General features: G+C 70.3%; 15 protein-coding genes. 9 read left to right on the forward strand and 6 right to left on the reverse strand.

Annotation, left to right across the window (positions count from 1 at the left end; translation table 11 throughout):
* Positions 1 to 34 precede the first annotated feature (34 nt).
* Positions 35 to 2164 (forward strand): glycoside hydrolase family 3 C-terminal domain-containing protein, encoded by a 2130-nt coding sequence (locus tag ABE505_RS12955; protein WP_346445472.1) that lies wholly within the window; start codon positions 35 to 37, stop codon positions 2162 to 2164.
* Between the two features lie 183 nt (positions 2165 to 2347).
* Entirely contained in the window at positions 2348 to 4957 is a 2610-nt protein-coding gene (locus ABE505_RS12960) for a hypothetical protein (RefSeq protein WP_346445463.1), read from the forward strand.
* 50 nt (positions 4958 to 5007) lie between these two features.
* Here the strand turns inward: ABE505_RS12960 and ABE505_RS12965 are convergent, their stop codons facing one another.
* The 6 genes from ABE505_RS12965 to zwf form a co-directional block, all read right to left on the reverse strand.
* Positions 5008 to 6240, reverse strand: coding sequence for an alginate export family protein (locus tag ABE505_RS12965; RefSeq protein WP_346445462.1), 1233 nt, complete (start codon positions 6238 to 6240; stop codon positions 5008 to 5010).
* A gap of 186 nt (positions 6241 to 6426) precedes the next feature.
* The gene (gene eda, locus ABE505_RS12970; protein WP_346445471.1) at positions 6427 to 7080 is read right to left on the reverse strand and encodes a bifunctional 4-hydroxy-2-oxoglutarate aldolase/2-dehydro-3-deoxy-phosphogluconate aldolase; all 654 of its coding nucleotides are present in this window, start codon (positions 7078 to 7080) and stop codon (positions 6427 to 6429) included.
* A gap of 22 nt (positions 7081 to 7102) precedes the next feature.
* Positions 7103 to 9019, reverse strand: coding sequence for a phosphogluconate dehydratase (edd, locus tag ABE505_RS12975; RefSeq protein ID WP_346445461.1), 1917 nt, complete (start codon positions 9017 to 9019; stop codon positions 7103 to 7105).
* 73 nt (positions 9020 to 9092) lie between these two features.
* Positions 9093 to 9785: a 6-phosphogluconolactonase gene (pgl, locus tag ABE505_RS12980; protein WP_346445460.1), complete on the reverse strand. Its 693-nt coding sequence runs from the start codon at positions 9783 to 9785 to the stop codon at positions 9093 to 9095.
* A gap of 56 nt (positions 9786 to 9841) precedes the next feature.
* Positions 9842 to 10843: a glucokinase gene (gene glk / locus ABE505_RS12985; protein ID WP_346458284.1), complete on the reverse strand. Its 1002-nt coding sequence runs from the start codon at positions 10841 to 10843 to the stop codon at positions 9842 to 9844.
* The gene (zwf, locus tag ABE505_RS12990; protein ID WP_346445458.1) at positions 10840 to 12255 is read right to left on the reverse strand and encodes a glucose-6-phosphate dehydrogenase; all 1416 of its coding nucleotides are present in this window, start codon (positions 12253 to 12255) and stop codon (positions 10840 to 10842) included. Before zwf ends, glk begins: the two co-directional genes overlap by 4 nt.
* Before the next feature lie 262 nt (positions 12256 to 12517).
* On the opposite strand from zwf, the gene ugpC reads away from it, so the two are divergent.
* The 7 genes from ugpC to ABE505_RS13025 all read left to right on the forward strand — a co-directional run.
* Positions 12518 to 13606, forward strand: coding sequence for a sn-glycerol-3-phosphate ABC transporter ATP-binding protein UgpC (gene ugpC, locus ABE505_RS12995; RefSeq protein ID WP_346445457.1), 1089 nt, complete (start codon positions 12518 to 12520; stop codon positions 13604 to 13606).
* Between the two features lie 215 nt (positions 13607 to 13821).
* Complete coding sequence (smc, locus tag ABE505_RS13000) at positions 13822 to 17334, forward strand: chromosome segregation protein SMC (protein WP_346445456.1); 3513 nt, start codon at positions 13822 to 13824, stop codon at positions 17332 to 17334.
* Between the two features lie 13 nt (positions 17335 to 17347).
* Positions 17348 to 18094: a cell division protein ZipA gene (gene zipA, locus ABE505_RS13005; RefSeq protein WP_346445455.1), complete on the forward strand. Its 747-nt coding sequence runs from the start codon at positions 17348 to 17350 to the stop codon at positions 18092 to 18094.
* 10 nt (positions 18095 to 18104) lie between these two features.
* Complete coding sequence (gene fosX, locus ABE505_RS13010; protein ID WP_346445454.1) at positions 18105 to 18527, forward strand: FosX/FosE/FosI family fosfomycin resistance hydrolase; 423 nt, start codon at positions 18105 to 18107, stop codon at positions 18525 to 18527.
* Between the two features lie 130 nt (positions 18528 to 18657).
* Complete coding sequence (gene ligA, locus ABE505_RS13015) at positions 18658 to 21162, forward strand: NAD-dependent DNA ligase LigA (RefSeq protein ID WP_346445453.1); 2505 nt, start codon at positions 18658 to 18660, stop codon at positions 21160 to 21162.
* Positions 21159 to 22136 carry an EF-P lysine aminoacylase EpmA gene (epmA, locus tag ABE505_RS13020; RefSeq protein WP_346445452.1) on the forward strand — a complete coding sequence of 326 codons (978 nt, stop codon included), beginning with the start codon at positions 21159 to 21161 and terminating at the stop codon, positions 22134 to 22136. The genes ligA and epmA overlap by 4 nt, the downstream gene beginning before the upstream one ends.
* A gap of 570 nt (positions 22137 to 22706) precedes the next feature.
* The coding region (locus ABE505_RS13025) for a hypothetical protein (protein ID WP_346445451.1) at positions 22707 to 22887 on the forward strand (181 nt) is incomplete at its 3' end.

The raw sequence follows: 22887 nt of genomic DNA on the forward strand, positions 1-22887 counted from the left end.
CCCGGCGCTGACGGCGCAGGACTCAACGACTGCGATGCCGTGGATGGATCCGGACAAGTCGCCGGATGCGCGCGCCGCGCTGCTGGTCGCGGCGATGACCCAGGACGAGAAGTTCCAGTTACTGCGCAGCCGCTTTGCGATCGGCGAGCACAAGCCGACCGAAGCGCTGACCGCGGCCGGCTATGTGGCCTCGATTCCGCGCCTGGGCATTCCCTCGCAGGGGCTCGTCGATGCGGGCCTGGGCGTGACCAATCCCGGCGGCGCGCGCGAAGGCGATCACGCCACCGCGATGCCGTCCGGGCCGGCGACCGCCTCGACCTGGAGCCGCGAGGTCGCGTTCCTGGGCGGCCAAACGATGGGCCGCGAAGCGTGGCGGCAGGGGTTCAATGTGCTGTTGGCCGGCAGCGTCAATCTGCAGCGCGATCCGCGCAACGGGCGCAATTTCGAGTACGCAGGCGAGGATCCGCTCCTGGCCGGCACGTTGGTCGGCGAGTCGATCCGCGGCGTGCAGTCCCAGCACGTGCTTTCGACGATGAAGCACTACGCGCTCAACGACATGGAGACGCATCGCAATTTCCATAGCGCGCAGATCGGCGATCGCGCGATGCACGAATCCGACCTGCTCGCGTTCCGCATTGCGCTGGAGATCGGCGCGCCCGGCTCGGTGATGTGCAGCTACAACCGCATCAACGGCGTCTATGGTTGCGAGCACGACGAACTGCTCAACAACGTCCTCAAGCGCGATTGGAAGTACCCCGGTTACGTGATGTCCGACTGGGGCGGGGTGCACAGTGCGTCGAAGGCGGCGCTCGCGGGCTTGGACCAGCAATCTGCGGGTGAGGTGTTCGACAAGGCGGTGTACTTCGACCGCCCGCTGCGCATGGCGGTCGATGCCGGTGTCGTGCCGCAGGCGCGGGTCGACGACATGGCCCACCGCATCCTGCGCAGCCTGATCGCGGTCGGCGCGTTCGATCATCCGCCGCAGCGCCAGCCGCCCGATGCCGAACTCGACGCGGCCGGCTTCGCGGTCGCGCAGCGCACCGCCGAAGAAGGCGCGGTGTTGCTGCGCAATGCGGGCGACCTGCTGCCGCTCGGCGCCGATGTGCGCCGGATCGCGGTGATCGGCGGCCATGCCGACCGCGGCGTGATCGCCGGTGGTGGCTCATCGATGGTCGGCTGCACCTCGCGCGGGCCCAACGCCGTGCCGGGCGTGAAGCCGACCACCTGGCCTGGGCCGGTGATGTTCCAGCCGTCCTCGCCGCTGCGGGCCTTGCGCGAAGCGGCGCCGCAGGCGCGCGTGGACTACGCCGACGGTAGCGACCGCGCTACCGCGGCGCGGCTCGCGCGCGAAGCCGACGTGGCGATCGTGTTCGCGACCCAGTGGTCGGCCGAGTCGGTGGACCTGCCGGACATGCGCCTGGCCGACGGCCAGGACGCGCTGATCGAAGCTGTCGCGGCGGCCAACCCGCGGACGGTGGTGGTGCTGCAGACCAATGGCCCGGTCGAGCTGCCCTGGGCCGAGCGCGTGCCGGCGATCCTGCAGGCGTGGTACCCGGGCATCCGCGGCGGCGAGGCCATCGCGCGCCTGCTGACCGGCCAGGCCAACCCCTCCGGACGCCTGCCGGTCACCTGGCCGGTCGATGTCGCGCAACTGCCGCGGCCGCACGTGCCGGGCCTGGGCTTCGACCCGCCGCAGAAGCCCGAGGACACGATCGATTACGACATCGAGGGCGCCAACGTCGGCTACCGCTGGTTCTCAGCCAAAGCGCTGACGCCGCGCTACGCCTTCGGCCATGGTCTGTCGTACACCACGTTCGCGCTGTCGGACCTGACGGTGCACGCCGACGGCGAGCGCCTGACCGCGCGCTTCGCCGTCCGCAACACCGGCGCGCGTGCCGGCGCCGCGGTGCCGCAGCTCTACGTGCACCTGCCCGAGGGCCACACCACGCCGCTGCGACTGGCCGGCTGGGACAAGCTCGAGCTGCAACCGGGCGAGTCGCGCGAGGTCGAAGTGGCGCTGGCCCCGCGTCTGTTCGCCGATTACGACCCGGCCACGCGCAGCTGGCGCATCCCCGCCGGCCACTATCGCGTGGTGCTCGGGCAGTCGGCGGCCGACACCGCCGACACGGCCATCCTCGATTTGCCCGAACGCCACCTGGACTGACCCGAAACACCGGGGTCAGAGTCGGTTTTTGCAAGGGGCGTTGCAGCTGGAAATTGCACGCTGACCCCGGTTTTGCGGCGCTAGGGTCGGCCCCAGTGGAGCGGGGGGCTCGTGGTTGCTACCGTCGGCAGTCCAGGCCCGGCCTGAGCTCCAGACCCGGGCTTCGTTCTTGCGGAGTTCGCGATGAATGCCCAGGTCTCGACCCACCGACCGTTCGATCCACCGCCGCCGCCTGCGGTCGATACGCTTCAAGGCGCCTCTCGTGACGCCGCCAACACTGCGGTGGCCGGCATGGACGCCGCCGCCATCGACACCTTGCGCGGCGAGTTGCAGGCGCTGCCGGCCAGCGAGCGGCAGGGGCTGCTGAACGAGCTGGCGACCCGGCTCGATGCCGATAACCTGACACGTCTGCACGACGTCTTCGGGCAGGACGCGGTGGCGTCGGCGGTCGACATGCGCGCGCCGGCCGATGTTCGCGAGGCGTATCAGGCGACGGCGGGCGGGACGACACCCGCCGCGCCCGCCCCGGGACCCGCGCTGCCGCCGATGGACATCGCGCGGATCGAGGCGCAGCAGCGCCAGCGGGCGCAGGATGATTTCTCGGCAGGGGGCCTCGATAGCGGCGCGATCAGTGGACCCTACCAACTGTCCGAACTGGCCCGCGAGCACGCGACCGAGCCTGCGTACCTCGCCGAACTGGTCCGGCTGGCGGACGACGCCGACCTGCTCGCATCGGTCGTCGCCCCCATCAACGGGCTCTACAGCCGCGACTCTGGAGGCGGCTACGCATTCGGCGGCGCCGACGGCGATGCCGCGCGCGAGGCGATGACGCACGCGCTCGATGTCGCGGTCCAGCGCGGCGTGCTCAGCGAGGGCGGCATTCGACATGCCGCCGCAGACAGCGCGGGCTGGGCCGATGTCGCCGGCAGATTGGGGATCGACAACGTCGGGCGTACGCAGGCAAGCAATGACGCGGCGACGAAGCTCGAGTCGCTGGGCAAGGACTACGACGACGCCAAGAAGGCGGTGGACAAGCTCGATGAGGAGCTCAACACGTTCCTGCTGCGCGCCGGTCCGCTGGACGGCGAACAACGGGCGGCGTTCATTGAGAAGTTCCGCGAAGCCGAGGGCCATGCAGAGGTCTATGCTGCCGAGATCGAGGCGGGCAACGCGCTGGCGCAGTACGTCGAGCAGAATCGTGACGCATTGCTGGACAACGCGATCCGTGATCCCGCTGTCGCCCAGCAGGTGGTCGACATGCTCGGCCGGTTGGCCGACTCGGGCCATGGCGAGATGGCGCTCGAGTTGCTGAGCGAGATCGGCGCCGCGCCGACATCGGCACTGGGGCAGGCGTTCGCCGCGCACGCCGACACGTTGCAGGGCGAACTGTTCGAACGGGTCTCAAGCGCAGCCGCGGTCGAGATCGTCGGCAAGCACGACGGCGACCTCGATGCCGCGATCGCCGAGCTCAAGGCGCTGTTCGAGCCGTTCAAGGATGCCCACTCGCTGTTCAAGAACCTCAAGGGCGGCGTCGACAGCTTCGTCGAGGGCTTCCGCCTGCTCGAACAGGCCGGCGACGGCAACTTCGACGCGCTCAAGAAGCTGGCCGATGGCTTCGCAGACGCCTCGCCGTTCCAGCGTGCCCTGTCGGCGGCCGGTGTGGTCATCGGCGCGGTCAAGGCCGCCGAGGATGGTGCGGACGGCCAATACCTCGAAGCGGTGCAGGGCTTCGCGTCCGCCGGCGAGAGCGGTCTCAACCTGTTGGCTGGTGCGACCAAGCACTTCGCCGACGCTGGCCGGCTGGCGCAGTACGGCGACGACGCGGCGCGCTTCGCTGCGTTCGCCACACGCTTGGCCCCTGCACTGGGCGTCGTCGCCAGCGCCACCTCGATGGTGCTCAACGCGCAGAAGGCAGGCGAGAATCACAACGTCGGCTTTGCCATTGCCGCGATCGGCGATGCGTTCAGCGTCATGGGCAGTGCGGTGTCCGCATTCCCGGGTGGTCAGGTGCCCGGCATCCTGGTCAACGCGATCGGCACTGTGATCTCGACCCTCGGTGGTGTGATCGGCGATGCCATCGACAAGCATCAGACCCGCGAGGAGCTACTTGGTTACCTGGAGGCCGCAGGTGTCGCGCCCGACGTGATCGAGCAGATGCTGTTCGCAGGCGAGAAGGCGCACGAGGTGGCCGCCGAACTGGGTCTCGACGCGAAGGCGTTCCAGGCGCTGATCGCCGCGCATCCCGAGATCGCCGAATCGCCGGGCCATCTGGCGGCGTTCGCAGAGCTCGCCACCGCAGCGGGGATCCCATCTGAGCAGGTGCAGGACTTCGCCAACGCCCTGGCGCAAGGCAATCCTGATTTCGCCTGGGACCTGTTCGGTATCCAGTCGGCGCTGCCCACCTCACCGTCCAGCCGCGAGGCCATGCTGCGCGACTATCTCGAAGCCAACTACCCGCAGGCCCTCGAGCTGGCGAAGACGGCGTCGCCGGCGTTGTTCGGCGAGGCGGCGCAACAGCGTGAGAACGCACGCGCCGATTACGAACGCGACGGCGCCAGCCCGAGTTTCGAACTGGCGCTGGCCAACAACCTCATCCGCAACGACGACCCCGCCTATCGTGCCGAGATGATCGGCTTGCTCGAGCGCGATGGACGCCTGGAGATGTGGGTCGAGCACCTCGCCGGTTACGGAGACAAATGGGCCGACGCCGCGGCGTCGGCAATCGACGATGCCGTGGCGACCGGCGTGATCGACCGTGCGACCGCCGATTCGCTCAAGGCGACGCTGGGCTGATGCCGCTGCCTGCGCGGCGGCGCATACGCCGCGCACGGCCGCCCAGCGCATCAGTACGTGTACTGAAGCTGCACCCACAGCTTGTCGGTGTCTGCGGTGCGCGTGGCGTCGTCGCTGCGATAGCGTGCGAGCTTGAGCAGGCCGTTGAGGCCTTTCACGCCCGCAATCGCGTGGGCATAGGACAGGTCGAGCTCGTCGCCGTAGTCGCCGCCACCGCGTTCGGGCGCGAAGTCGTGGTACCAGGCCTGCAGACTGCCGCCGCCCAGCGGGATGGTCGCGCCGACGTAGCGGTCGACCACGCCGGCCGCCGGCGTGGTGAGGAACACATCCGCCCAGCCCTGGAAGGCATGCTTGGTTGCCAGCGGCGTCTGGAAGGCACGGTTGCCGCTGCCGTCGCCGCCGCCGAGCGATTCGTAGCCGGCCTTGAACGTGGTGCCGCGCCACTGGTAGCCCAGTTCGCCGAGCGCGTAGCGGCTATCGAGGTCCCAGGGGTTGTTGCCCAGGTCGCGCTGGCGGGCGATCTCGGCCGCGTAGCGCCAGGCACCGGAGGTGCCTTCCAGGCGCAGGCCGGTGGTGTGGCTGGATAAGGTGCCCAGCGGCGCGGTCGCGGACACCGCGATGCCGTCCAGATCGAGACGGTAGTGGTAGGCCGTCGCCGTCATTGCCGGCGCGACCCGCAGGCCCGCCTGCAGCAGATGACTGCGGCCGTCGATCGTCGCGGGGTTGGCGCGGGTTACGAAGGCGCCGTCATCGGGACCGAAAATGGTGTGGATGCGGCCGATGACCGTGTAGTCGAACACCAGCCGGTCGAGCGGCGTGAGCTGCAGGCGGATCGCATCGTAGGTCTGCTCGTTCTGGCGCCAGCCGACGCCGCCGACGAAGCGCTGGTTGCCCAGGTTGATGCGCTGGCGGCCGAAGGTCGCGCTGCCGCCGTCGAAGGCCCAGCGCACCAAGGCCTGATTGACCGCGGCGCCGTCAGGATCGGCGACGACGGGATACGCGCGCGCGCCGTTGCGGGTGTCGTTGAAGCGATCCGGTCCCAGGTGGGCGATGGCGTCGATCTCGCCGAGCGCGGACCAGCCGTGCCACTGCGGCGTGAGATAGCCCACGCGTGCGCGCAGAGTGTGGGCATCGGCGTCGCGAGGCAGGCCGCCCTGCTCGACGTGCTCATAGCGATAACGCAGGTCGAGGGACGGGCCGGGGGCGTCGGCGGCGACGCCGGCCAGCGGCAGCGTGGCGAGCAGCAGCGGCAGTGCGCGGCGGCAGAGTGTGCGAGGCGACATGTCGGTGTCTTGGTGTGGGGGTCGCCACACGTTGGACCCAGCGCATTCAGGCTGCCATGACCTCGATCAAGCGAAGGCGAGTGCGCCTGCACGCGCATGTCACTTCAAGCGCGCATCCTTGCGCACCCACGCCGGCTCTTTTCCTGAGCGGGCCGATCGGCAACCGCGCCCACGCGCGGTCATGCGTCAGGCGGCGCGGGCCTCGCGCACGATCGCCGCCGCCTGGGCCGAGGCCTCGCGCACGCGCGCATAGTCGCCGGCCGCCAGCCACGCCTTGTCGAGCATCCACGAACCGCCCACGCACAGTACGTTCGGCTGTGCCAGGAACTCGGCGGCGTTGGACGCGGAGATGCCGCCGGTCGGGCAGAAGCGCATGTCCTGCACCGGGCCGGCCAGGCCCTTGAGCATCGCCAGGCCGCCGACTGCGTTGGCCGGGAACAGCTTGCAGTTGCGGAAGCCCAGGTCGCGCAGGGCGAGGAACTCGGTCGGCGTCGCGGCGCCGGGCACCGCCGGCACCGCGGCCTGCGCCAGGGCTTCGGCCAGGCGCGGGGTCGTGCCCGGGGTGACGAGGAAATCGGCGCCGGCATCGATCGAGGCGCGGATGTTGTCGGCGTTGAGCACGGTGCCGGCACCGATGACGATCTCCGGGCGCTCGCGCTTGAGCGTGGCCAGGGCCTCGATCGCGATCGGCGTGCGCAGGGTCAGTTCCAGCGTGGTGAGGCCGCCTTCGAGCAGGGCGTCGGCGAGGGCGCGCGCCTGGTCCAGGGTATCGACGGTGATCACCGGCAGCACACCGGCAGCCCGCAACAGATCGGCGGCGCGCTGCTGGCGCTCGGACATCGGGGAAACGTGGGGCATCGGGTCAGTTGTCCTTTTCGTCATGCGGCGCGTCGGCGGCCGCGCCATCGGCACCCAGATCGTACTCGGCGTCGTACTCCCACACCGCCCCATGGAGGGTCGGGGGTCCGCAGGAAATCGACAGCGCCCCCTGGTCGGCCGGGGAGACGTTGGCGCGGTTGAACGCGAACAGGTTGCGGCCGAAGTCGGTCGGCGCCGGCGCGGTGTCGGGCGCGGCCTCGCGGCGCTGCCATTCGTCGGCATCGACCAGTGCCTCGAGGGTGCCAGCCTCGCCATCCAGACGCACGATGTCGCCTTCGCGCAGGTAGGCCAGCGGCCCGCCGCGCGCGGCCTCGGGGGTGACGTGGATCGCGGCGGGAATCTTGCCCGACGCGCCCGACAGGCGGCCATCGGTGACCAGCGCGACGCGCCGGCCCTGGTTCTGCAGCATGCCCAGTAGCGGGGCCAGCGAATGCAACTCGGGCATGCCGTTGGCCTTCGGCCCCTGGTAGCGCACGACGGCGACGAAATCGCGCGGCAGTGCGCCGGCGGCGTGCAGGCGGTTGAGCGCCTGCGGGGCATCGACCACCACGGCCGGCGCCTCGATCGTGCGGAACTCCGGCTTGACCGCCGAGAGCTTGATCAGCGCGCGCCCGAGGTTGCCGCGCAGCAGGCGCAGGCCGCCGTGGGCCTCGAACGGCGCGGAGGCCGGCCGCAGCACGGCGTCGTCGGCGCTGGTGGCGATGCCCGGCGTGTACACCAGCCGGTCGCCGTCGACCTTGGGGTCGTCGCAATAGGCTCGCATGCCGCCTGCGACGACGGTCGGGATGTCGCCGTGCATCAGCCCGGCGTCGAGCAGTTCGCGGAAGACGAAGGCATTGCCGCCGGCGGCGTGATAGCGGTTCACATCCGCCTCGCCGTTGGGATACACCCGCGCCAGCAGCGGCACCACCTGCGACAGTGCGTCCATGTCGTCCCAGGTCAGCACGATGCCGGCCGCACGCGCGACTGCGATCCAGTGGATCGTGTGGTTGGTCGAGCCGCCGGTGGCCATCAGCATCGCGATCGCGTTGACGATGGCGCGCTCGTCGATCAGTTCGCCCAGCGGCCGGTAGTCGTCGCCCAGCGCGGTGATCGCCAGCGCACGGGCGACCGCTTCGCGGGTGAACGCTTCGCGCAGTGGCGTGCCCGGGTTGATGAAGGCCGCGCTCGGCAACTGCACGCCCATCGCCTCGAGCAGGGTCTGGTTGGAGTTCGCGGTGCCGTAGAAGGTGCAGGTGCCGGGCGAGTGGTAGGACTGCGCCTCGACTTCCAGCAGTTCGGCGCGCGTGGCCTCGCCGGCGGCGTAGCGCTCGCGCACCTCGGCCTTGGTCTTGTTGGGCACGCCGGGCGTCATCGGCCCGCCCGGCACGAACACCGCAGGCAGATGGCCGTAGGCGAGGGCACCGATCAAAAGGCCCGGCACGATCTTGTCGCAGATGCCCAGGTACAGGCTGGCGTCGAACATGTCGTGCGACAGGCCGATCGCGGTCGCCTGGGCGATGACGTCGCGCGAGAACAGCGACAGCTCCATGCCGGCGCGGCCCTGGGTCACGCCGTCGCACATCGCCGGCACGCCGCCGGCGACCTGCGCGGTCGCGCCGAGCGCGCGCGCGGTCTCGCGGATGAACTCGGGGTAGGTCTCGTAGGGCTGATGCGCCGAGAGCATGTCGTTGTAGGCGGTGACGATGCCCAGGTTCGGCGTCGGCTCGTTGCGCAGGCGCAGCTTGTCGGTCGGGCCGCAGCCGGCGAAGCCATGGGCGAGGTTGGCGCAGCTCAGGCGGCCGCGCAGTGGGCCGTCGTCGCGCATGCGCGCGATGCCGTCCAGATACGCGCGGCGAGAGGCGGCGCTGCGCTTGCGGATGCGCTCGGTGACGGAATGCAGAACGGGATGCAGGCTCATTGGCGGCGGCGATGAGACGAAAAGGAGGGAAGGGGCGCCCGGGTGCGCGGACGCACGGCGCTGAGGCTGTCGATCACGGGCACCAGTGCACGTGCAAGTCTGCGCCCGGCACAGTCAAGGCGATGCGTGCCGGATACTCGTGGACGTCGTCGCTACGCAACAGTTGCTCGAGCAGCGCACGCTTGTGCTCGCCGCGGATCAGCAGGATCCGCGTGTGCGCAGGGGCCAGGCCGGCCGGAGTCAGGCTGATGCGGCGGGCCCAGCGCTGCGCGCCGGGGCAGCCGGTCGCATCGACGCCGACGTAGGGCGTGGGCGCGGCCAGTGCCGCGTCGAGATCCTGCATGCCGGGAAACAACGAGGCGGTGTGGCCGTCGTCGCCCATGCCCAGCACCACGACGCCGGCCGGCTGGCGCGCATGCAGGTTGGCGGTCGACAGCGCCTCGTCGAACGGGCGGCCGGCGCGCGTGATCGTCTCCAGCCGTGCGTGCTGTGCCTTGTTCTGGATCAGCGTTTCGCGCACCAGGCGCGCATTGCTGTCCGGATCCTCGGGCAGCAGCCAGCGCTCGTCGACCAGCGCGACATCGACGTTGTCCCACGGCAATGGCGACTTCGACAGTGCTGCGTAGACCGGACCGGGGGTCTTGCCGCCCGACAGCAGCAGCCGCGCACGCGGCCGCTCGCGCAGGTCGCGCGCAATTGCCGAGGAAATTGCGATCGCAGCCCCCCAGGTCCACTGGGTGGCGGAGTCGTAAGCGTGCAGGTGCATGCGGCCATCGTGACCGATTCGGGCCGCGTTGCCAAAGCCCTCGGCCTGCGCCACGGTCACGGCGCAGCCCTGCGCACGGCGATCGCTGCCGCACCGAGCAGGCCGGCGTGCGGATGCAGCACCGCCAGGCTCGGCACGCGGCCCATGTTCGGCGAGAAGCGGCCCTTGTGTTCGAAGCGCTGGCGGAAGCCCGAGTGGCGGATCGAATCGAGCATCTTGGGCACCAGCCCGCCGGTCAGGAACACGCCGTCCCAGGCCCCCAGCGTCAACACCAGGTCGCCCGCGATCGCGCCGAACACGGCGCAGAAAATGTCGACCGCGCGTGCGCACAGCGGGTCGCCCGCCTGCGCGCGCGTGGTCACGTCGGAGGGCTGCAGCGGGCCGGGGTCGACCCCGGCGATCTCGCACAGCGCGTGGTGGATGTTGACCAGGCCCGGCCCGCAGATCAGTCGTTCGTTGGACACGCGCCCGAATTGCGCGCTGAGCCGTTCGAGGATGCGCGTCTCTTCCGGTGTGCCGGGCGGAAAGCTGACGTGCCCGCCCTCGGTCTCGAGCGGGTAGTAGTGGCCGTCGCGGACCACCAGCGCACCGACCCCCAACCCGGTGCCCGGGCCGATGACCGCATACGTGCGCGGTGCGTCGGCGCGCTCGGGCGGCGACCACTGCACCCCGCCGATCGAGGTGTAGTCGCCCGGCTGCAGCAGCGGGATCGCCATCGCCTGCGCGGCGAAGTCATTGACCAGCTCGACGTCGCTCAGCTCCAAGCGCTCGCGGGTGCGCCGGCGCGAGATCACCCAGGGGTGGTTGGTGATGCGCGCCTCATCGCCGTCCACGCGCCCGGCGACGGCGAACACGCCGCCTCGGATCCGCGTATCGCCGACATGGCCGATGGCCTGCAGATAATGCTGGGCGGCGTCGGCCAGCGACGGAAAATCGGCGACGGCGAAGCCCTGCACGGTGTCGAGCTGCAGCGGCGTGGGGCTGGCGGTGTCGGCCAGCGCGAAGCGCGCATTGGTGCCGCCGATGTCGGCGAGCAGGGCAAGTGAAGCGTCGGTCACGACTTGCGTCCGTTGTGCGTGGTCAGGGTGCGCGGCAGGAACGGCACGGCCTCGGCCGGCCCCCAGGAACCGGCCGGGTAGTCGCGGACCGGCGTGCCGGCCTGGCGCCAGGCCTCGCTGACACTGTCGATCCAGCGCCACTGGGCCTCGACTTCGTCGTCGCGCACGAACAGGGTCTGGTCGCCCTTGAGCGCGTCGATCATCAGCCGTTCGTAGGCGATGCGGCGCTTGGGCGGCAGCATCGCCAAGTCCAGCGACATCGGTTGCAGTTCGTTGGCGCTCCATTCCGATGCCGCCAGGCTGCCCATCAGGCCGAGTTCGATGGTCTCTTCGGGCTGCAGCCGCACGCGCAACTGGTTGGCGCGGGCGCGCTTGCGCTCGTCGGCGCCGAACAGCCAGTGGGTGACCGGCTTGAAGGTCACCACGACCTCGGTGGTGCGCGAGGGCATGCGCTTGCCGGTCACCAACCGGAACGGCACACCGGCCCAGCGCCAGTTGTCGATCCAGGCGCGCAGGCCCACGAAAGTCTCGACGTCGTCGCGGTGACTGAAGCCCTTGACCGCGCGGCCGTCGACCACGCCGTCGCGGTAGCGGCCGCGGATGCTGTCGGCCTCGGCCGCCGACGGTGTCATGGGGCGCAGTGCGCGCAGCACCTTGCGCTTCTCGTCGCGGATCGCGTCGGGGTCCATCGCCGCCGGCGGCTCCATCGCGATCAGCGCGAGCAGCTGCAGCATGTGGTTCTGCACCATGTCGCGCAGCGCGCCGTAGTCAGCGTAGTAGCCCTCGCGGCCGTCGACGCCGGCGGTCTCGGCGACGATGATGTCGACCGACTCGATCCAGCGCCGTTCCCAGACGGCCTCGAACAGCGTGTTGCCCAGCCGCAGCGCCAGCAGGTTCTGCACCGGCGCTTTGCCCAGGTAATGGTCGATGCGGAAGATCCGCGACTCGTCGAGTGCGGCCTTGAGGGTGGCGTCGATCTCGCGTGCGCTGGCCAGGTCGTGACCGATCGGCTTTTCCAGCACCAGGCGCGACGGCGCCTCGAGCAGGCCGGCGGCCTTCAGGCCGCGGCAGGCGGACGCGAACAGGTTGGGCGGCGTCGACAGATAGCTGACCGCCGGGCGGTCGGCGAACGGCGAGAGCGCCTGCGCCATGGCCTCGGGGTCGGACAGGTCGGCAGGCACATAGCGCACCCGGCCCAGCAGCTCGTCGAGCGTGGCGGCCTCATAGTCCTCGCCCAGGCGCTCGCGCAGCCAACCGCGGAAGCTCTCGTCGTCGTGCTCGCTGCGCGCGATCGCCACCACCCGGAAGTCGGCCGGCAGCAGCCGGTCGCGCAGCAGGTGCAGCAGGGACGGGAACAGGTAACGTTGCGCCAGATCGCCGGTGGCGCCAAACAGCAGCAGAGTGTCGTGCATGGACGCCTGGTTCGCCTCGTGTTCACGGAAGGGAATCGTGAAGTGTGTCGTGCAATCGCCCGGAACCGCAATGCCCGCCGCCAGCGGCCGCGCGGCGACGCGCCGGCCGGCGCGGGCTGCGTCGATCGCCGTTCCCGGTCGATCGCCGACTGGCATGTAAACGATTACATGCCAGAATAGCGTATTGCGTCCCCGATGCACGGCCCGGCCGCTGCACGGGCACACGACTCCAATCACAACACGTCCGACAGCGGGAGAAGCCATGGCGAAGGTGCGGTTCGACGCGGTACGCAAGGTCTATCCCAACGGGTACGTGGGTGTGGCGGGCGCCAGCTTCGAGGTCGCCGACGGCGAACTGCTGGTGCTGGTCGGGCCGTCGGGCTGCGGCAAATCCACGCTGCTGCGCATGGTCGCTGGCCTGGAGGCGATCAGCAGCGGGACGCTGACCATCGGCGACCGGGTGGTCAACGACGTCGCCCCGAAGGATCGCGACATCGCGATGGTGTTCCAGAGCTACGCGCTGTACCCGCACATGAGCGTGGCCGAGAACCTCGCCTTCGGGCTCAAGCTGCGCGGCCAGGACAAGGCCGACATCGCCGCGCGCGTGGCCGAGGCCGCGCGGGTGCTGGAACTCGACAAGGTGCTCGACCGCAAGCCAGGGCAATTGTCGGGCGGCCAGCGCCAGCGCGTGGCGCTGGGCCGGGCGCTGGTCCGCCAGCCGCAGGTGTTCCTGCTCGACGAGCCCTTGTCCAACCTCGACGCCAAGTTGCGTGCGGGCATGCGGGTGGAGATCGCGCGGCTGCATCGCGCGCTGGGCACGACGATGATCTACGTCACCCATGACCAGATCGAGGCGATGACGCTGGGCCAGCGCATCGTGGTGCTCAAGGACGGGCAGATCCAGCAGATCGACACCCCGATGGCACTCTACGAAAAGCCCGCCAACCTGTTCGTGGCGACCTTCCTGGGCAGTCCGGCGATGAACGTGCTGCGCGGCCGCCTGCAGCATGGCCAGGCCGGCTGGGCGATGGCGCTGGGCGACGGCACGGTGCTGGCGCTGGGCGCGGCCGGGATGCCGCAGGCTTGGGATGGCCGCGAGGTCGATTTGGGCATCCGCCCCGAGCATCTGGTGCCCGCCGACCCCGCCCAGGCCGGATTGGCACCGGTGGTGGAGGTGGTCGAGGCGGTGGGCAGCGAAGTCTTCGTGAATCTGCGCCTGGGCGAACGCCCCCTGATCGCGCGGTTGCCGCCCGAGCGGGTGCCGGTGCCCGGCGAGACCCTGCCGTTGGCGGTCCCGGCCGGCCGCGTGCACGCCTTCGACGTGGAGACCGGCGCCCGCCTGGTGCCGTAGCTGCGTCAAGCCAGCGCGGTGCCCCCGCGGCCCAATGCCGGCGCGGGGCGGGGCCGGCGGCGCGATCCGGAGGCGCTGGCTATACTGGCCGCTTGCGCGCGCGCGGCGCGCGGCCCACCGTGCGTCAGCAGCGCCGGGGCCGGGTGCCGCGTGTGTCCCCGCCGTTCCACGACCCGGCGCCGGCCCGCCGGCGCCACGAGGCCCCCGACGCCCGCATGCGCCTATCCACGATCAAGCTCGCCGGTTTCAAGTCCTTCGTCGACCCGACCACGCTGCACCTGCCGACGAACATGACCGGTGTGGTCGGGCCGAACGGGTGCGGCAAGTCCAACATCATCGACGCGGTGCGTTGGGTCATGGGCGAGTCCTCGGCCAGCCGCCTGCGCGGCGACTCGCTGACCGACGTGATCTTCGCCGGGTCGACCGCGCGCAAGCCGGTGTCCCAGGCGATGGTCGAGCTGATCTTCGATAACAGCGACCACACCATCAGCGGCGAGTTCGCCGCGTTCAACGAGATCTCGGTCAAGCGCACCGTCAGTCGAGACGGGCAGAGCGGCTACTACCTCAATGGCACCAAGTGCCGCCGCCGCGACATCACCGACCTGTTCCTGGGCACGGGCCTGGGCCCGCGCAGCTACTCGATCATCGAGCAGGGCATGATCAGTCAGGTCATCGACGCCAAGCCCGAGGACCTGCGCATCTACCTCGAGGAAGCGGCCGGCATCTCCAAATACAAGGAGCGCCGCAAGGAGACCGAGACCCGGATCCGGCATACCCGCGAGAACCTCGAGCGGCTGGGCGACCTGCGCGAGGAGGTCGGCAAGCAGTTGCAGCACCTGGCCCGCCAGGCCCGCCAGGCCGAGCAGTACACCGCGATCCAGGCCGAGCGCAAGATCCGCGACGCGGAGTGGAAGGCGCTGGAATGGCGCACGCTCGATTCGCGCCTGCGTGCGTTGCGCGAGGGCCTGGCGCAGGAGGAGACCCGGCTCGAACAACTGATCGCCGAGCAGCGCGAAGCCGAGCGCGAGCTCGAGACCGGGCGCGAGCGTCGCCACGAGGCGGCCGAGGCGCTCAACCGCGCCCAAGCCGAAAGCTACGAGGTCAGCGGTACGCTCGCCCGGATCGAGCAGCAGATCCAGCACCAGCGCGAACTGTCGGCGCGCCTGCTCAAGGCCCGCGACGAGGCGCAGGCGCAGCTGGCCGAGATCGGCGCACATATCGACCAGGACCAGTTGCGGCTCGACACCCTGCACGAGCACATCGCCGAGGCCGAGCCGCAGCTGGCGCAACTGCAGGACGAGGACGCGATCCGCCAGGATGCGCTGCGCGATGCCGAGACCGCGCTCGCCGACTGGCAGGGCCGCTGGGAGGCGCACAACCGCGAACAGGGCGAGGCCGCGCGCGCCGGTGATGTGGAGCGCACGCGCGTCGACTATCTCGACCGCCAGGCGCTGGAAGCCGGGCGCCGGCGCGAGCAGTTGCAGGCCGAGCGCGACGGCCTCGACCTCGATGCGCTGAACGAGGCCTTCGAGGACATCCAGCTCCGCCACGAGGACCAGAAAGCCGCCCTCGACGCGCTCGGCGAGTCGGTAGAGGCGCGCAAGGAGGCGGCCGTCGAGCTGCAGGACGGCCAGCGCGTCGCGCAGGAGGACCTGTCGGGCGTGCGCAAGCGCGCGCAGGAAGCACGCGGCCGGCTGGCATCGCTGGAGACGCTGCAGCACGCGGCGCTCGGCCAGGAGCAGGGCGCGGCGGTCGAGTGGCTGCGTCAGCGCGGGCTCGATTCGGCCGCGCGCGTGGGCGAGCGGCTGCGCGTGGAGGCCGGCTGGGAGTTCGCGGTCGAGAGTGCGCTGGGCCAATTGATCGAAGGCGTGCTGGTCGACGGCGATGGCGTGCCTGCCGAATTGGTCGACGCACTGGGCGAACTGGGCGAGAGCCGCCTGGCGCTGGTGGCCGCCGACGAGGGGCCGGCGCAGTTCGCGCCGACCTCGCTCGCGGCCCGGGTGCAGGGCCCGCTGGCGATCCGGCGGTTGCTCGCGCGTCTGCATGTCGCCGACACCCTGGACCAGGCACGCGCGCTGCAGGCCGGCCTGGGCGAACACGATTCGGTCATCACCCGCAGCGGCGAGCGCTTGGGCGCGGGCTGGGTGCGGGTGTCGCGCTCGGGCGCGGCCAAGCAAGGCGCGCTGCTGCGCGAGCGCGAGATCCAGGCGCTGCGCGAAGAAATCGCCGCGCTGCAGGACCAGGAACACGACCTGGAGCGCAGCCTCGCCAGCGGCCGCGACCGCCTGCTGGCCGCCGAGCAGCAGCGCGAGGAAGCACAACGCGCGTTGTACCTGGCCCACCGTGGGGTGTCCGAACTCGCCGGTCAGGTGCAGAGCCAGCAGGGCCGGGTCGAGGCCGCGCGCACCCGTATCGCCCGCATCGATGCCGAGCTCGCGCAGCTCGACGAGACCCTGGCCCAGTCCGCGCAGCAGGCACGCGAGGCGCGTGCCCGACTCGAGGACGCGGTCGGCAGCATGGGCGACCTGGAAACGGCGCGCGCCGCGCTCGAAGCCGAGCGCCGCAGCCTGACCGATGCCCGCGACGCCGCCCGCGCGGCCGCGCGCGAATCCCGCGACACTGCGCATGCGCTCGCGCTGACGCTCGAGTCGCAGCGCGCGCAGGTCGCCTCGCTGACCCAGGCGCTGGCGCGCATGGGCGGCCAGCGCGGTCAGCTCGACAACCGTCTGGGCGAGCTGTCGGCGCAACTGGCCGGCGGCGACTCGCCGGTCGAGGCGCTCGAGGACCAGCGCCAGGTCGCGCTGGAGGCGCGCGTGCGCACCGAGCAGGCGCTGGCGCAGGCGCGCTCGGCGGTCGAAGGCATCGACAACGAACTGCGCACCTACGAGCAGGTCCGTCAGCAGCGCGATGCGCAGGCGCTGACCCAGCGCGAGGCGATCGGCCAGCGCCGGCTCGACCAGCAGGCGCTGGTGATCGCCGCCGACCAGCTTGCCGCCCAGGTGGTGGAGGCGGGCTTCGTCGTCGACGACGTGCTCAATGGCCTCGACGATGCGGCCAATGCCAAGGACTGGGAAAAGATGGTCGTCGACTTCGATGCGCGCTTGCGGCGCCTGGAGCCGGTCAACCTGGCGGCAATCGCCGAGCATGCCGAGGCCGCGCAGCGCAAGGACTACCTCGACGCCCAGGATGCCGACCTCACCGCCGCGCTCGAAACGCTGGAGGAGGCGATTCGCAAGATCGACCGCGAGACTCGCGGCCGGTTCAAGGACACCTTCGACCGGGTCAATGCCGGCGTGCAGGCGCTGTATCCGCGTCTGTTCGGCGGCGGCCACGCTTACCTGGAGCTGACCGGCGACGACCTGCTCGACACCGGTGTGGCGATCATGGCCCGCCCGCCCGGCAAGCGTGTGTCCAACATTTCGCTGCTGTCGGGCGGCGAAAAGGCGATGACCGCCGTTGCGCTGGTGTTCTCGATCTTCCAGCTCAATCCGGCGCCGTTCTGTCTGCTCGACGAGGTCGACGCGCCGCTCGACGAGGCCAACGTCGGCCGCTTCACGGCGATGGTCCGCGAGATGAGCGAGCAGGTGCAGTTCCTGTTCGTCAGCCACAACAAGGCGACGATGGAAGCCGCATCCCAACTCAGTGGCGTTACCATGCGCGAGCCGGGCGTTAGCCGTCTGGTGTCCGTCGATCTTGCCGAAGCCACGCGACTGGCCGGCGCCGCCTAGGAGAACACCGCCAATGACCGATGAGTGGATGCTGCGTATCGGAATCATCGTCGCCGGCGCGCTGCTGATGGCGGCGATCTGGTACTTCGGGACGCGCCCGCGCGGCGGACAGGGGCGGCGCATCGCGCCCGCCGAGGACGCACGACGCGAGCCGACGCTCGGCGCGCAGCTCGAGCGCGAACTGGGCGAGGGCGAGCAGGCGCAGGCGCCGGGCGATGGCGATGCGGTCCAGGCGGAGATGGACCTGCTCGACCGCACCGTCGGCACGGTCTCGCCCAACAGCGAGCTGGGCAAGCGCAACACCGACGACTTCGACAAGATCGTCACGCTGTACATCGCCGCGCGTGCGGGCAGCGTGCTGCGCGGGCCGGACATCGTCGTTGCGGCCGAGAAGACCGGCCTGACCTACGGCCATATGAACGTGTTCCATCGCCTCGTCGACGGTCACCCCGAGCGCGGCCCGATCTTCAGCGTCGCCAATATCCGCAGCCCCGGCAGTTTCGAGATGGCCGAGATCCAGACCCTGGAGACGCCGGCGATCGCCTTCTTCCTGACGCTGCCCGCGCCGGTCCGTGCGCTCGATGCCTGGGATACGATGCTGCCGACCGCCGAGCGCATGGCCGAACTGCTCGACGGCGTGTTGCTCGACGAGCAGCGCAACGCCCTGGGCCGGCAGCGCATCGCCGGCCTGCGCGACGAACTGCGCGCCTGGGACCGCGAACGCGACGCGCCGCCGGTGACCCGCAGCCCGCGCTGGTGATGACGCGCGGATGTCGATTTCCGGCATCAGTCACCTGACCTTCGTCGTCCGCGACCTCGCGCGCACAGCGCGACTGCTGGTCGAGGGGCTCGGCGCGACGGAGGTCTACGACAGTGGCGACCGCCCGCACGCGTTGTCGCGCGAAAAGTTCTTCGTGCTCGGCGGCGTCTGGATCGCGGCGATGGAAGGCGAGCCGCCGGCCGAACGCAGCTATCGGCATGTCGCGTTCTCGGTGAATGCCGACGATCTGCCGGGTCACCGCGTCCGGCTCGAAGCGCTGGGTGTGGAGATCCGGCCTTCACGGCCCCGGATCGCAGGCGAGGGCGACGCGCTGTACTTCTACGACTTCGACGATCATCTCTTCGAGTTGCACACGGGCACACTGGATGCGCGGCTCAGTGCCTATCGCGAGGGGGCCGAGCCGACGCGCTGACGCCGATGTGATCGATCGATTCGACGGCGCGGGGAACAGCGCCTTCCCTCGTGAACGGGGGAGCGCTGTGTCGGCCGAGCAGACCCGATCGCGACTCGCGCGCCAACCCCGTCGTCCTACAATTCCGGGCATGCCCAAGTCCTCTCCTGCCGAGCGCGTCGCCGAGCTGCGTGCACGCATCGAAGATGCCAACCATCGCTACTACGTGCTCGACGACCCGTCGATCCCGGATGCCGACTACGACGCGCTGATGCGCGAGCTCGAGGCGCTGGAGACGGCGCACCCCGAGCTCGCCAGCGAGGATTCGCCGACGCGCACGGTCGGCGCGCGGCCCGATGGCGGATTTCCCGAAGTCCAGCACGCGATCCCGATGCTGTCGCTGGCCAACGCGTTCGAGACCGCGGGCCTGCCCGACGACGCCGACGACCGCACGCGGTTTTCCGAGGTCGCCGACTTCGAGCGCCGGATCGAGCAGAAGCTCGACATCGCAGCCCCGGTGTTCTCGGTCGAGCCCAAGCTCGACGGCCTGGCGATCAGCCTGCGCTACGAGGACGGGGTGTTCGTGCAGGGCGCGACACGCGGCGACGGGACCACGGGCGAGAACGTCACCGCGAACCTGCGCCAGGTGCGCGCGGTGCCGCTCCGGCTCCGCCTCGACGGGGCGCCTGCGCCCGCGGTGCTGGAGGTGCGCGGCGAGATCTACATGCCGCGCAAGGCGTTCACGGACTGGAATGCCAGGGCGCTGGACAACAACGAGAAACTGCTCGCCAACCCGCGCAATGGCGCGGCCGGTTCGCTGCGCCAGCTCGACCCGGCGGTCACGCGCCGCCGGCCGCTGGCGTTCTTCGCCTATTCGATCGGCGAGGTGCGCGGGCTGGAACTGCCCGAGACCCATTCGCAGACCCTGGCGTTGCTGCGCGGGTTCGGATTTCCGGTCGCGCCCGAGGTCGACACCGCCACCGGCTTCGACGGTTTGATCGCCTACTTCCGTCGCATCGGTGCGCTGCGCGACGACCTGCCGTACGACATCGACGGCGTGGTCTACAAGCTCGACGATTACGACCAGCAGGCGACGATGGGCTTCGTGTCGCGCTCGCCGCGCTGGGCGCTGGCGCACAAGTTCCCGGCACAGGAGCAGTCGACGCTGCTGCGCGCGATCGAGGTGCAGATCGGCCGGACGGGCGCAGTCACCCCGGTCGCGCGGCTCGAGCCGGTGCAGGTCGCCGGGGTCACGGTGACCAACGCCACGCTGCACAACGCCGACCAAATCGCGCGGCTCGACGCGCGCGAGGGCGACACGGTGATCGTGCGCCGCGCCGGCGACGTGATCCCCGAGATCGTGCGCGTGATCGAAGACCAGCGTCCGCCCGGGACAGTGCCGTGGACGATGCCGGCCGCATGTCCGGTCTGCGGCTCCGAACTGGTGCGCGAGGACGGCGCCATCGCCTGGCGCTGCAGCGGCGGCCTGGCGTGTCCGGCGCAGCGCAAGGAGGCCGTGCGGCACTTCGCCTCGCGTCGCGCGCTGGACATCGAAGGCCTGGGCGACAAGCAGGCCGAGGCCTTGGTCGAGTTCGGTTTCGTGCATTCGCCAGCCGATCTCTACGCATTGACGGTCGCGGATCTCGTGCGGATGAAGACCGCGCTCGACGCCGCGACCGCCGCCGACGTCCAGCAGGCGATCGCCGACAGCAAAGGCGGGCTGGTGCTCGATGCCGAAGGCGCGGCCGTCCTGGCCGAGGAAGCGCCGGTCTGGAAGGACGCCGTGTTCCTGCGCGCGCACTTGACCGTCGAGACCGGCGGCAAGCTCGCCACCAAATGGGCCGAGAACCTCGTCGCCGGCATCGACGCCAGCCGCCACACCACGCTGGCGCGTTTCCTGTTCGCGCTCGGCATTCCGCACCTGGGCGAAACGACGGCCAAATCGCTGGCGCAGTGGCTGGGCACGCTCGAGTTCATCCGCAGCACGCCCGCGGTGTTGCTGCAGGCGCTGCCCGACATCGGCGGCGAGGTCGCCCGCTCGATCGCGACGTTCTTCGAGCAACCCGGCAATGTCGCGGTGGTCGATGCGCTGCTCGCGGCCGGGCTGCATTTCTCCGATGAGGCGGCGCCGTCTGCCGAGCTGCGCGATCGGCTGGATCTGGCGCACCTGCTGGCCACGTTGCCGGTCGACAAGCTCGGCGGCAAGAGCGCCGAGCGCCTGGCGCAGACCTACGGCACGCTCGCGGCCTTGCTGCGTGCGAACGAGAGCGGCTGGGTCGGCGCTGGCGCGTCCAGCGCGGGCGCGGCGAATCTTGCGGCGTACCTGGCCGACGACCGGGCGCGCCAAGCGCTCATCGACGCCGACGCGGCGATGCAGCGCTTGCTTGCCGCAGCCCCCGCACGTGCGGTGCGCAGCAGCGGCCCGCTCGATGGCAAGAGCGTGGTGCTGACCGGCACGCTCGCGTCGATGACCCGCGATGAGGCCGGCGAGAAGCTCGAAGCGCTGGGCGCGAAGATCGTCGGCAGCGTGTCGAAGAAGACGTCGCTGGTCGTTGCCGGCGAGGCGGCCGGCTCCAAGCTCGACAAGGCCCGGGCACTGGGCGTGGAGATCTGGGGCGAGGCCGCGCTGCTGGCGTTCCTGGAGGCGCAGGCGTGAGCGTGCCGAGCGGACCGACTGCGTCGTTCGAGGCGCTGCGCCTGCGCGCGCGGCTCAATGCCGTATTGCGTGGCTTCTTCGCCGAGCGCGACGTGGTCGAGGTCGAAACGCCGGTGCTCTCGCGCGCCGGCAATACCGATCCCAACGTCGCCAGCTTCGCCACGCGCTTCGGCGGCCATGTCGATGCCGGGCCGCCGCTGCGCTGGATGCGCACATCGCCCGAGTTCCCGCTCAAGCGGTTGCTGGCCGCGGGTTTCGGCGACTGTTACGAACTGGGTCGGGTGTTCCGCGACGGCGAGGCGGGGGGGCGCCACAACCCCGAGTTCACGATGCTCGAGTGGTACCGCGTCGGCTGGGACCATCGCCGGCTCGCCGCCGAGACCGTCGCGCTGGTGCAGGCTGCCCTGGCGTTGGTCGGGCGCCGGGCGGAGGTGGTGGAGACCGACTACCGCACGCTCTATCGCGAGCAGTTGGGCATCGATCCGATGACCGCACCGGATGCGGCGCTGCAGGCGGCACTGGGCGAGGTACGGATCGATCCGGACGGCCTGGGCCGCGACGACTGGCTCGACCTGCTGATGACCCATCGCCTCCAGCCGGCCAATCCCGCCGACCGCATCCTGGTCGTGCACGACTATCCGGCCTCGCAATGCATGCTCGCGCGGATTGCCTCGCGCGACGGCGTGCCGGTGGCCGAGCGTTTCGAGCTGTACCTGGGGGCGCTGGAGCTGGCCAATGGCTATCACGAACTGGCCGACGGCGCCGAGCAGCGGGCCCGCTTCGAGCGCGACCACGCGGTGCGCACCGCACGCGGCGCGGCGCTGCCGGCGATCGACGAGGCGCTGCTGGATGCACTTGATGCCGGCTTCCCCGACTGCGCCGGGGTCGCGCTGGGTGTGGACCGGTTGATGATGGCGATGCTGGAGACGTCGCGGATCGCGGAGGTGATCGCGTTCGATTTCGCGAGGGCGTAGCTGTTTGCTTTGCTTTGCTTTGCTTTGCTTTGCTTTGCTTTGCCGTTGCCGTTGCCGTTGCCGTTGCCGTTGCCGTTGCCGTTGCGTTTGCTTTGTCCTTCGAGCCGTAAAGCGAGCCGAGCACCGGAGCCTGGCGTGGCCGTAGAGCAGCCCTTGTCTGAGCGTAGCGAGTTTGGGCTGCGTGCCCCGTCGGCCGAGAAGCGCAGGGGACCGCCGCGGTTGTATCGCGGCGGATCGCGTCCGGCGAAAGGACCTTTTGGTTTCTTTTGGGTCCCTCCAAAAGAAACTCGCCCGCGCAGCGGGTGAAAGCCGTGCACGTGCCTTGGCATTGGCTTTGCCGCTTTGGTTTGTTTTTAAGGAAGAAGCGGGAAGCAAGATCAAGTCCACAGCTTCCGCGCGCGACGCGCGCGGCTTACTTTTGTCTTGGCAAAAGTAAGCAAAACCGCCGTCGCCGGACGCGATCCGCCGCATGAAGCCGCGGCGGTGCCCTCCGCGCCTCGCCTGGCGCGGCACGCAGCCCAAACTCGCTGCGCTCAGACAAGGGCTGCTCTACGGCCACGCCAGGCTCCGGTGCTCGGCTCGCTTTACGGCTCGATACATCAAAAGCTCGAAGCCAAAGCCAAAGCCAAAGCCAAAGCCAAAGGGCGGTCTCAAGAATCAAGTGCAACACGTGATTTGAAGTCGATGATTTCCCTCTCCATCACCTGGGCTGGTGTTGCCCAGCCGAGCGTCTTGCGCGGTCGCCCGTTCA

Origin of the sequence: Luteimonas sp. TWI382 (genome assembly GCF_039674545.1) — a bacterium.
Taxonomy (GTDB): Bacteria; Pseudomonadota; Gammaproteobacteria; order Xanthomonadales; family Xanthomonadaceae; genus Luteimonas.